The following is a 10,878-nucleotide window of genomic DNA, read 5'->3' on the forward strand; positions in this document are numbered from 1 at the left end:
CCGCTGGGACCGGTGCGGGAGCCGTGGTAGCCACCGGATTGGGTGATGGCACCACAGTCGCAGCAGCACCGCGTGGCGCTGACTCGAAAGAGAGTGGTTCGCTGGACTGGCTGCTGCCTGACGAAGGTGGTAGCCCAGCAGCTGCTCCCGGGCCGGTGATTGGCCAGGAAGCATCGGCGGCGGCAGGCGCGTTAACAGAAAATGCGACAGAGCAGTCTCGCGAGCTAGAACAGCATACGAAAGACACCGTTGCCAGTGCTACGGCTAGCGTAAATGAGGCCGCTGAAAAGGCTGCCGAGGCTGAGGAGCAGGCGCGCAAACAGGCCGAGCAGGCTGCCCAGCAAGCGAAAGAGGCCGCAGAGGTAAAGGCCAGGGAAGCCAATGAAGCGAAAGAACTGGCTGACGCTGAAGCCCGTGAAAAAGCCGAGCAGAGCAGACAGGCCGCTGCGTCTAAAGCTAGCCAGAAAAGCTACACGCCGGTTGCTGAAGTGCCCTGGAGCTGGCCGGTTAACGGCGATGTGACGGGTGGGTTTGGTGAAGGCAGCAGCGTGACAGACGGCATTGATATCGCAGGTCAGAAGGGGCAGTCTGTTAGGGCAGCCGGCCCGGGCATCGTTGTTTATGCCGGTGACGGTGTGCGTGGTTATGGAAATCTTATTTTGCTGAAACATAACGATCAATACCTTTCAGCCTATGCCCACAACGACTCTCTCAAGGTGAGGGAGAATGACGTGGTAAACACTGGTGATGTAATCGCCACCATGGGTGATACGGGAGCGGATAGTGTCAGGTTGCATTTTGAAGTTCGCAAGGACGGTCAACCTCAGAACCCGCTTGACTATCTTCCCAAGCGTTGATTCAGACCGTTGACTTGGCGTCTTGATCTGGTCGTTGATCCTGTTCCAGCATGATGATGTGATACAACAATAATCAGCAGCCTGAATGTAGTGCTTTCATCAGGTGCATTGCGAGTGCAATCAGGGAGTAGCCAATGACCATGGTGAAACAGGATCGACACGACAGGGAACCGTCGAGGGACTCAGAAGAATTTGATGAAGAAATGTCCGTGGAGGATGAGGTTGCGGCCGAGATCTTGATTGACGATGATGCCGCTCAGGAAGAAAGCGCTGCCTTTGAAAAGGCGCTGAGTCGCGAAGAGGTAACACATCGTCACAGCCTGGATGCGACCCAGATATACCTTAATGAAATAGGTTTTTCCCCGCTGCTGACTCCGGAAGAGGAAGTGTACTTCGGTCGTTTGACCCGTAAAGGGGACCCCCAGGGGCGGGCCAGGATGATTGAGTCCAACCTGCGGCTGGTGGTTAAGATCTCGCGGCGCTACTTGAACCGTGGTCTGACTCTGCTTGATCTGATCGAAGAAGGGAATCTCGGTCTGATCCGTGCTGTGGAAAAATTTGACCCCGAACGTGGCTTCCGGTTTTCGACCTATGCCACTTGGTGGATTCGTCAGACTATTGAGCGGGCGCTGATGAATCAGACCCGCACGATTCGTCTGCCGATTCATGTGGTCAAAGAACTCAATATCTATTTGCGTGCGGCGCGTGAGCTGACCCAGAAACTCGACCATGAGCCTACTGCCGAGGAGATTGCCGAACACCTGGATAAACCGGTAGAAACGGTTAAGAAAATGCTCGGGCTCAATGAGCGCGTTTCATCAGTGGATACGCCAGTCGGGGGCGATAGCGACAAGCCGCTGATTGACACTCTAGCTGATGAGAATGAGTTAGGGCCGGAGTCGGTGCTGGTTGATGGTGATGTTAGGCAGCATGTGGACCAGTGGCTTTCACAGCTAACTGAAAAGCAGTGCGAGGTGGTGGTACGCCGGTTTGGTCTGCGCGGCCATGAAGTCTCAACTCTGGAACACGTCGGGGAAGAAATCGGTTTGACCCGGGAAAGGGTGCGGCAGATACAGGTTGAAGCACTCAAAAAACTGCGTCGGATACTCGACAGGAAAGGGCTGGACTTCGATACGATTCTTGAATAGTGCGCCAGCTTTGTTTGCTGAGTGACTGAAAGGGCCGGGCTTTGCTCCGGCCTTTTTGTTATCTGTATGCCAGCCATTGCAGGCTGAAAAACCGTCAATTCCTGTCTTTGGCGGTAGAACAATAAAAACACAGGCTGTAACGGGATTTTTTAGTGGTTCCATCGATGAAATTGCCTCACGGATGGAAAATAATACGCTGTTCCGGAAATGACGCCCTTTTTGTTATGTAAATTGTGTGGAGAAAATCATGGCACGTCCCCTGTATGCCGATATCGATCTGAACGCCTTGCGTCATAATTACTGCCTGGCACGCGATCTCGCGCCCCAAAGCAAGACCTTGGCGGTACTCAAGGCCAACGCCTATGGCCATGGCCTGGTAGAGTGCGCACTCGCGCTGCAGGCGCTGGTGCCAGCCTTTGCGGTTGCCAGTATCGAAGAGGCGGACAGGCTCCGTGAGGGAGGCATCAAGGGCCCCATCATGCTGCTGGAAGGCATTTTCGATGCCGAGGAGCTTGAGCGTGTTGACTCGCGCGGTTACTGGGTTGCTGTGCATAGCACGTGGCAGGCGGAAGCGTTGCTGGCCTATCAGCCCGTTCAGCCGATTCCGGCATGGGTCAAGGTCGATACTGGCATGCACCGCCTGGGATTTGCCCCTGAGCAGGTCAGCGCCATATGGGGGCGCCTGAAGGCGGCGCCAGAGCAGGTGTGCGATCTGCACCTGATGAGTCACCTGGCCACAGCCGATGCCGTCGACGACCGTTATTTCCGTCGGCAGATGGCGCTGATGACAACGCTGGCCGAGGAGCTGGCCGCGCCGACCTGTTTGGCCAACTCACCAGCGACGCTAGCCTGGTCGGAAAGCCATGGCGGTTGGAATCGGCCAGGCATCATGCTCTATGGTAGTGAGCCGCGTGAGCAGGTGACACCGCCGGGGGCTGGCCTGCAGCCAGTGATGACGCTGCGCTCCGAGATTATCGCGGTACGTGAGCTGGGCGAGGGTGAGGCGGTAGGCTACGGCGGCCGGTGGCGCACCACTCGGCCATCACGCGTCGGTGTGGTGGCCTGCGGTTACGGTGATGGCTACGACCGCCATGCGGTCGATGGTACGCCAGTACTGGTCAATGGGCAGCGTGCCAGCATCGCGGGCAAGGTGTCCATGGACATGCTGGTGGTGGATATCACTGATATTGCTGATGCCGATATCGGCAGTGAAGTCGTGCTGTGGGGCAGGGCCGCCACCGGCGAGCTGCTAGGCATCGATGAAGTGGCGGGGTATTGCGACACCATCAGCTATACCTTGTTGACCGGGGTGCTGCCCAGAGTCCCGAGGCGCTATCATAGCGTCTGATTTGTCTGATTCGGGGAACGATAGCGCCATGTCGAAGCAACAGGCTCGGCGAAAGAGCCAGCAAAAGAACGCTCCAGAGTACCGTCCACAAAAAACTGCCCTCGGCTTTGTGCACCCGCGTTACTGGTCCACTTGGTTGGCTATCGGTGCCATGTATGTGGCTGCCTGGTTGCCGTGGCGGCTGAAGCTGTGGGTGGGTCGTGCCATTGGGCTGATCGTATGGCGCTTCGTCAAGCGGCGGCGGCATATCGCCGAAACCAACATCCGGCTGTGTTTCCCGGAGCTGGACGCGGCGCAGCAGCGTAAGCTGGTCAAGGACATTTTCATTGCCAACGGTATCGGAATTCTTGAAACCGCCACCGGCTGGTGTCGTGACCCCGAGCATCTGCGCCACCGGGTCAGCTTTGATGGTCAGGAGCATATGGCGCGTGTTGAGGCTGCCGGTAAAGGGGCGTTGATCATCGGTATCCATTTCTCGACGCTTGATCTGGGCGGTGCACTGCACTCGCTGTTCTTTCCGGCTGATGTCGTCTATCGCCCTCACGACAACGCCCTGTTCGAACATTTCATGACTCGGGCACGCTCCAATATTTTCGGTGCCGCGATAGATCGCCACGACCTGCGCGGGCTGGTGCGGCGTATCAGGTCAGGCAATCACGTTTGGTATTCGCCAGACCAGGACTTCGGGCGTGAGGCCAGCGTTTTTGCGCCGTTTTTTGGCGTAGAAGCTGCAACCATCAAGCTGACGGCCAAGATTGCCCATATGACCGGTGCGCCGGTCATGCCGCTGATCTTTCATCGCAATCCTGACAACCGAACCTATCGGCTGGAATATCTGCCGCCGCTGGACAACTTTCCCAGCGGTGATGAGGTGGCCGATGCGGCGCGTATCAATGCGGTAATCGAGGCTGCCATAAGGCGACACCCCGAGCAGTACCTGTGGCTGCACCGCCGCTTCAAGACACGACCTGAAGGCGAACCTAAGTTTTATTGAGGGGGTTTTGAAACAGTTGACAATGATTTACAGGTGCAGCTACAACTGACCTTGCAAGTACCGACACCCGCTCATGGCTAGGTTCGGTTACTGTCCTTGGCTAGCAACTGCGGGTGAGTTCTCCAAAAAAGGAGCATTGTTATGCTAGGTAACGCATTAGTATTTCTGGTTATTGCTATCATTGCCGGGGTGCTTGGTTTTGGCGCTATCTCCGGAATTGCTGCCACCATTGCCAAGGTTCTGTTTGTGTTGTTCCTGATCTTGTTCGTGGTGTCGCTGGTTACCGGCAGGCGGCCCTGACGTCGTGCATCAGGGCTCACTTCAGGACTTAGTTAGGCTTTAAGGTGTCAGTTTTCATGGTCGGGCAACAGCGTGGGTAAATCGAGGCAGTGATCGCCGCCATTCAGCTGCTCGTTGACAAACTGACGGTCCATAAAATGCTCACAGATATCATCCAGTACGACTAGAATGCGCTCCGCCATGGATTGCAGAGCGTCAAGATTCGCACTCTCAGCAAATAGCGATAGCGTCTTGACGGCCTTCAGCAGCTCCAGCTGGATGCCTTGGTCCTGCTCTCCGTAAATCAATATCGGCACGAACAGCCGGTGCAGCAGGCTATCGAAGCGTTCCACTGGCCAGCTCACCCGGCGGCGTCCTTCACTGTCGACCAGAGTATTGGCCGGCTGCCACTGCAGATAACGGCACAGCAGGTCCGTCATGCGGTGTAAGCAAAGGGTAGCGGTGCCGGGGTCGTTGATCCCCGGTGATAGCGCCTTGATTGCCACCTCCATCAGCTGTGACATGCCATGGCTAAAGCATTCCTCCACCGACTCTCCGTCAAGATACACCAGGGTATCGCGTGCGCTTTTGCACCAGGCCTCATCCGGGGTTTGGTGTGTCTCTAGTATCATCGCAGGCTGGTTCTCCACCACATGCTCACCGAAACGGAAGCGCAGATGAATTACGCCATCCAAGCTCTCGGCAAGAGTGGCCAGTGCTGTGAGATCGGCGCTCTGTAGATAGCCGGCTTGATCGGTATATACCGCATAGCGGTTGGCAGTGATGGGAATTGGGGTCGGCAGATAGCGCCACTGTTCGGTGGACTCTTTCTGACGCTGGTGTTCCATGGAGTTGCGGGTCGCAATGTGCAGGTCGCGAGCCACAGTATCGATCTGGATCGAACGCGAGACGTTGTGGATGAAATAGACGAACAGTGCCAGGCAGTGAATGACCATGGCACAGGCCAGGTAAATCGCTATTGAGCGCCAGGTTTCCTGGTCTTCGTGCACATTGGGCACGATCAGCAGCATCAGTACGTATAGGATGGTGCCTAGGTAATTGCCCAGCACCCACTGATGATCGCGTTCCGAGACCAACCCAAACACCAGTTTCTGTGAGAAGTTTCCGCCGGCCTGTGACAGCACCGACATCACCATGGAAAAGCTGAATACCATCAGTGAAATCATGCCGCCAAGCAGCGCGGCCAGCAGTGAGCGCGCGTTGCCGGGTGACTCCAGACTCAGTTGGGTGATCAGCCTCGGTAACTGGTTATCGTCCAGTGGCGGCAGTAAGGCGACAAGACCAAGCGATACGTAGGCCATGGCCAGCAGGCTCGGAAAATAGGCAATGCTGTTGTAGAAATTGCGCAATAGCTGTGCCGGGCGCAGTACTGAAGTCGACATCGGGAGGTGATCCTGGAAAATGCCTGGATGGGTAAGTAAAACACAACAAGGCCCTGCTCTGTGAAGAAGCAGGGCCTTGTTGAATGTGCTACGCGTGAGGTGACCGGTGCTTAGGCGTCAATACGCTTGTATTTCATGCGGTGCGGGGTGTCGTTGCCGACACGCTTTTTGTGATCTGCCTCGTACTCAGCATAGTTGCCGACGAAGAACTCCACGTGGGAGTTGCCTTCAAACGCCAGGATATGCGTGGCGATACGGTCGAGGAACCAGCGGTCGTGGGAGATCACCAGTGCGCAGCCGGGGAAGGCCAGCAGGGCTTCTTCCAGTGCGCGCAGGGTTTCGATGTCCAGGTCGTTGGAGGGCTCGTCAAGCAGCAGCACGTTGGCGCCCTGCTTGAGCGTCTGAGCCAGCTGCAGGCGTCCGCGTTCACCGCCGGACAGGTCGGCCAGGCGTTTCTGCTGGTCGTTGCCCTTGAAGTTGAAGCGCCCCACATAGGCCCGTGACGGCACCTCATAGCCGTTAATATTGAGAATGTCCTGGCCGTCGGAAACGGCTTCCCATACGGTCTGTTTGTCGTCCATGGCGTCGCGCAGCTGTTCGACGTGGGCAACCTGCACAGTCTCGCCAATCACCACTTCCCCGGCATCCGGCTGTTCTGTGCCGTTGATCAGCTTGAACATGGTCGACTTGCCGGCACCGTTGCCCCCAACGATGCCGACAATGGCCCCCTGGGGTACGGTAAAGCTTAGGTCTTCATAAAGCAGCTTGTCGCCAAACGCCTTGCTGACGCCGTGAAACTCGATGACCTTGTCGCCCAGGCGTGGACCGGGTGGGATGTAGATCTCGTTGGTCTCGTTGCGCTTCTGGAAGTCGCCTGATTGCATTTCCTCAAAACGGTTAAGGCGCGCCTTGCTCTTGGCCTGGCGGCCCTTGGCGTTGGAGCGCACCCACTCAAGCTCCTGCTTGATTGCTTTGCTCTTTGAAGCTTCTTGCTTGGCTTCCTGTTCGAGGCGCTGTTCCTTGGCTTCTAGCCAGTCGGAATAGTTGCCCTCAAAAGGAATACCTTCGCCGCGGTCGAGCTCAAGGATCCAACCAGCGACGTTATCGAGGAAATAGCGGTCGTGGGTGATGGCTACCACGGTGCCGCTGTAGTCGTGCAGGAAGCGCTCAAGCCAGGCCACGGACTCGGCGTCCAGATGGTTGGTCGGCTCGTCGAGCAGCAGCATGTCGGGATTTGACAGCAGCAGGCGGCACAATGCCACGCGGCGACGCTCACCACCGGAGAGGTTACCGACGGTGGCTTCCCAGGGCGGTAGGCGAAGCGCTTCGGCAGCGACTTCCAGCTTGCGCTCCAGGTTATGGGCGTCGGCAGCCTCGATGATATTCTCGAGACGCGCCTGCTCGCTGGCCAGGGCATCGAAGTCGGCATCAGGCTCTGCATAGGCCATATACACGGCCTCCAGCTCTTCCTGGGCCTTCTTGATCTCACCCAAGGCTTCCTCGACAGTGTCGCGCACGTTCTTGGCGTCGTCGAGTTGCGGTTCCTGAGGCAGGTAGCCGACATTGATACCCGGCATGGGGCGGGCTTCGCCTTCGAATTCAGTATCGACGCCGGCCATGATGCGCAGCAGCGTCGACTTGCCCGAGCCGTTAAGGCCCAGCACGCCGATCTTGGCGCCGGGGAAAAACGACAGCGAGATATTCTTGAGGATCTGCTTTTTGGGGGGCACGATCTTGCCCACCCGATTCATGGTGTAGACGTATTGCGCCATGGAGACTCACCCGGGTTGAAAAATTCGATAATCGCAAGCGCAAAGGCGCTCATAACGGTCAACGATGATAGTGGTCGAGCCCTTGAAAGGCCAGTCTTTGCAAGGCCAGCCTTGCCCTTTATCCAGGTGGGGCTATGCTGGCCGGTGTTATGCCGGTGATGTCACTTCAGGCAACCGCTGAGCGACGGCGGCGCCAGTCAGTGCAATGGCCGCTAATACCACCAGCAACCCAGCCGCATCCAGCCACTGGGCAAGGGCTCCTACCATTGCACCGAATACCAGCATGAGCGCACCGGTCAGGGTGTTGGAAAGCGCCACATAAAGTGCGCGATTGTCGCTGTGAGACATATCGACAATATAGGTCTTGCGGCCCAGCCGGATGCCTGCGTGTGCGATTACCAGCAGGGCATAGACTAGCGCATATAACCAGATACCATACTGGCCTTCTGCGCTCCACCAGCTGACGGCCGCTGCGAGCAGGCAGCTGGTGGCTGCACCGATGGCGCCGTCACGCATCACCCGGCGACTGGAGGCATCTGAACGTTTGCCCCAGAGGGGGCTGGCCAACATGCCGGCCAATCCTGACACCACCACCAGAATACCGAGCCCCTCCAGGCCGCCTTTGCCATCATTACGCTGGCCGAGTATGACCACGTAAGGCAGCGCCAGGGCACTAGACAGTAATAAAGCGCGGGTCAGGTTGAATTGCAGCAGGGTTGAATCGCTGCGCAACATGCGCAGTCCGTCGCGCATGGCATGCCAAGCATTATCGCCACCCTCGACGGCGCCAGGTTCTTCGCCGATGCGCGCCGCACACACTGCATTGAGCGTCCAGCCGGCAGCGGCAACGGCCATTAGTATGGCAAGTGCCGGTCCGCCGGGGCGATCCTCAAATAGCATCAGGATGCCGCCCACCGCCAGCGTCATGGCCCCGGCGATGCTGCCGCTCCAGCCCATCAGGGTGCCGCGACGGCCTTTGGCAATGGTTTTCCCCAGCACGTCCTTGGTGGCAATCGATGAAATACCTCGCGCTGTGGCCAGCACCGTCAGGGCCAGCAGCACCAGGGCACCACCAAGGACACCGCTGCCACCCAGCGCTAAAAGCCCCAAGCCAAGAGCGGCGAGTGCCTGGAGCGCGCCGCCGATGACCCAGAACCATTTGCGCACCGGGCGGGCACGCATCATGCCCGCCACAAACATCTGTGGCAGTAGGGCGCCTGCTTCGCGAATTGGCACCAACAGGCCAATCATCCAGATGGGGGCGCCAATCGTCCCCATTAGCCACGGCAGAACCAGCCGAGCGTTGGACATTTCGTCGGCCATCTTGTTGCCCAGCGCCGCCAGCAGATGCAGCAGGAAGTTACGCGGCTGCTCGTTGCAGGCCGCCTCGGAAATGTCCTTGCACAAGCGGCTGTCCTCGTCGCCGGTGAGCTGCTCAAAGAACTGGGTCTGGGAAATATCGCGTGCTTTCATTATGACTCCGTGGCGGTATTATGGTCCCGCATTCTTGCGGGGGGCGTCTGTTATGTCACGCACATGTCAGGTGTCAGGTCGTCTCAAGAGGAGTCTGTATGTCCACTGATCGCCGCGCCATGCTCTTCGGGCTGGGCGCCGTGGGGTTATGGTCAACCGTTGCCACAGCGTTCAAGATAGCGCTGACCTACCTCAGCCCGCTGCAGCTGATATGGATTGCCGCCATTGTTTCGTGGCTGGTCATCGGGCTGTTAATGGTCAGGCAGGGCAAGCTGGGCGACGCACTGAGCAGCGGCTGGAAAACTGCCGCCTGGGCCGGGCTGATGAATCCAGTAGCCTACTATCTGGTGCTGTTCGCGGCCTATGACCGGCTTCCGGGGCAGGAAGCCATGGCACTCAATTATACTTGGGCACTGGCCATGGGACTTCTGGCAGTACCGATTCTGAAACAGAAGCTGACTTTGGTGGATGTGGTGTCTGGGCTGATTGCCTATGCTGGTGTATGGACCATCGCGACCCGCGGCCAGGTGGTTAACGTGGCCTTTGCTGACCCGCTGGGTGTGGGGCTAGCGTTGATCTCGACACTGATCTGGGCGCTCTACTGGCTGTTCAATGCTCGCGACCGGCGCGCCCCGCTGGTCGCCCAGTGGCAGAACTTCAGTGTTGGGGTGCCGGTACTCACACTGCTGCTGATTTTCGGGCCGGGTCTTGAAGGCTTTACGTTGAAAGGTGTGGGGGCCGGTATCTACGTAGGGCTGTTCGAGATGGGCATTGCCTTTGTGCTGTGGCAGGTGGCGGTGCAGACAGTGTCGCGCACAGCCAAGGTGTCGAACCTGATCTTCCTGTCGCCGCCGGTTTCGCTGCTGTTACTGTATTTTGTGGTCGGTGAGCCGATCATGGCGTCCACGCTGGCTGGACTGGTGTTGATCCTGGCTGGCCTGTTATTGCAGCAGTGGCAAAAAAGTCCTGCGCCGGTGTCTGAGAAAAGCAGCTGATATTTGAATATACCGCTGCTTTAGGTTCTGACATTGATGTGAGTAGCGGTCAGTGTGAGTTAGTTCAAGTCTTAGCTGGCTTGGAAACACCGTGCGGTAGTTATCTAGTTAGCCGCTTGCGGTGATGGTGAATCTCCAGCTTGGCCCGCGTGGTGGTTTTCCAGTAATCGCTCAAGCTTAGGCCATACCGTTTCAAGTAGGCGCGGCTGGGCCTCTGCCGTAGGATGAATGCCGTCGCTTTGCATCAGCTCTGGTTCAAGTGCCACGTCCTCAAGCAGGAAAGGCACCAGTGCCAGATCATACTCGCTGGCCAGCGTTTCATAGATGCCGGTGAAGGCAGTGCGGTAGGCTTCGCCATAGTTGGGCGGAATGTCGATACCGATCAGCAAAACCTCAGCGCTGGCGGCCTGGCTGGCTTCAATCATGGCGCGCAGGTTGTCACGCATCTGTCCCGGCGGCAGGCCTCGCAGGCCATCATTACCCCCCAGCTCCAGCAGAACAATATCCGGCGTATGTTGTCTCAGCTGCTCAGGCAGGCGCGTGATGCCGCCCGAGGCAGGGAAAATGCATGAAAAACCGCTCTACGACGGGCCTCGTAGCGCTTTACCA

Annotated in this window: 9 protein-coding genes and 1 pseudogene; 6 read left to right on the top strand and 4 right to left on the bottom strand. The window is 57.8% G+C overall.

Going from position 1 to position 10,878, the window contains the following annotated elements; translation table 11 throughout:
* The 5 genes from ACTH3D_RS10940 to ACTH3D_RS10960 all read left to right on the top strand — a co-directional run.
* On the top strand, nt 1-857 hold an 857-nt coding region (locus tag ACTH3D_RS10940; RefSeq protein WP_441667144.1), incomplete at its 5' end, for a murein hydrolase activator EnvC family protein.
* Between the two features lie 203 nt (nt 858-1,060).
* Entirely contained in the window at nt 1,061-2,005 is a 945-nt protein-coding gene (rpoS, locus tag ACTH3D_RS10945; RefSeq protein WP_441667152.1) for an RNA polymerase sigma factor RpoS, read from the top strand.
* A 247-nt stretch (nt 2,006-2,252) separates the two neighbouring features.
* Entirely contained in the window at nt 2,253-3,353 is a 1,101-nt protein-coding gene (alr, locus tag ACTH3D_RS10950) for an alanine racemase (RefSeq protein ID WP_441667145.1), read from the top strand.
* Nucleotides 3,354-3,381: 28 nt separating this feature from the next.
* Complete coding sequence (gene lpxL, locus ACTH3D_RS10955) at nt 3,382-4,347, top strand: LpxL/LpxP family Kdo(2)-lipid IV(A) lauroyl/palmitoleoyl acyltransferase (RefSeq protein WP_441667146.1); 966 nt, start codon at nt 3,382-3,384, stop codon at nt 4,345-4,347.
* Between the two features lie 141 nt (nt 4,348-4,488).
* The gene (locus ACTH3D_RS10960; protein ID WP_441667147.1) at nt 4,489-4,647 is read left to right on the top strand and encodes a DUF1328 domain-containing protein; all 159 of its coding nucleotides are present in this window, start codon (nt 4,489-4,491) and stop codon (nt 4,645-4,647) included.
* 47 nt (nt 4,648-4,694) lie between these two features.
* Here the strand turns inward: ACTH3D_RS10960 and ACTH3D_RS10965 are convergent, their stop codons facing one another.
* The 3 genes from ACTH3D_RS10965 to ACTH3D_RS10975 form a co-directional block, all read right to left on the bottom strand.
* Nucleotides 4,695-6,029 (bottom strand): DUF2254 domain-containing protein, encoded by a 1,335-nt coding sequence (locus tag ACTH3D_RS10965; protein WP_441667148.1) that lies wholly within the window; start codon nt 6,027-6,029, stop codon nt 4,695-4,697.
* A gap of 110 nt (nt 6,030-6,139) precedes the next feature.
* Entirely contained in the window at nt 6,140-7,801 is a 1,662-nt protein-coding gene (ettA, locus tag ACTH3D_RS10970; RefSeq protein WP_441667149.1) for an energy-dependent translational throttle protein EttA, read from the bottom strand.
* A gap of 147 nt (nt 7,802-7,948) precedes the next feature.
* Nucleotides 7,949-9,274, bottom strand: a complete 1,326-nt coding sequence (locus ACTH3D_RS10975; RefSeq protein ID WP_441667150.1) for an MFS transporter — start codon at nt 9,272-9,274, stop codon at nt 7,949-7,951.
* Between the two features lie 98 nt (nt 9,275-9,372).
* Between ACTH3D_RS10975 and ACTH3D_RS10980 the strand changes: the two genes are divergently transcribed.
* Nucleotides 9,373-10,269, top strand: coding sequence for a DMT family transporter (locus tag ACTH3D_RS10980; RefSeq protein ID WP_441667151.1), 897 nt, complete (start codon nt 9,373-9,375; stop codon nt 10,267-10,269).
* A gap of 104 nt (nt 10,270-10,373) precedes the next feature.
* On the opposite strand, the pseudogene ACTH3D_RS10985 reads toward ACTH3D_RS10980, so the two are convergent.
* Nucleotides 10,374-10,823, bottom strand: a pseudogene (locus ACTH3D_RS10985) (arylesterase); the annotation flags it as partial.
* Nucleotides 10,824-10,878 lie beyond the last annotated feature (55 nt).

The sequence above is a fragment of the Halomonas sp. genome, from assembly GCF_052095765.1.
Taxonomy (GTDB): Bacteria; Pseudomonadota; Gammaproteobacteria; order Pseudomonadales; family Halomonadaceae; genus Halomonas.

What these genes read in the sequence shown, in the direction of transcription:
- rpoS (WP_441667152.1), top strand. Translation starts at nt 1,061, where the DNA reads ATGTCCGTGGAGGATGAGGTTGCGGCCGAGATCTTGATTGACGATGAT.
- ACTH3D_RS10965 (WP_441667148.1), bottom strand. Translation starts at nt 6,029, where the DNA reads ATGTCGACTTCAGTACTGCGCCCGGCACAGCTATTGCGCAATTTCTAC.
- lpxL (WP_441667146.1), top strand. Translation starts at nt 3,382, where the DNA reads ATGTCGAAGCAACAGGCTCGGCGAAAGAGCCAGCAAAAGAACGCTCCA.
- ACTH3D_RS10975 (WP_441667150.1), bottom strand. Translation starts at nt 9,274, where the DNA reads ATGAAAGCACGCGATATTTCCCAGACCCAGTTCTTTGAGCAGCTCACC.
- alr (WP_441667145.1), top strand. Translation starts at nt 2,253, where the DNA reads ATGGCACGTCCCCTGTATGCCGATATCGATCTGAACGCCTTGCGTCAT.
- ACTH3D_RS10980 (WP_441667151.1), top strand. Translation starts at nt 9,373, where the DNA reads ATGTCCACTGATCGCCGCGCCATGCTCTTCGGGCTGGGCGCCGTGGGG.
- ettA (WP_441667149.1), bottom strand. Translation starts at nt 7,801, where the DNA reads ATGGCGCAATACGTCTACACCATGAATCGGGTGGGCAAGATCGTGCCC.
- ACTH3D_RS10960 (WP_441667147.1), top strand. Translation starts at nt 4,489, where the DNA reads ATGCTAGGTAACGCATTAGTATTTCTGGTTATTGCTATCATTGCCGGG.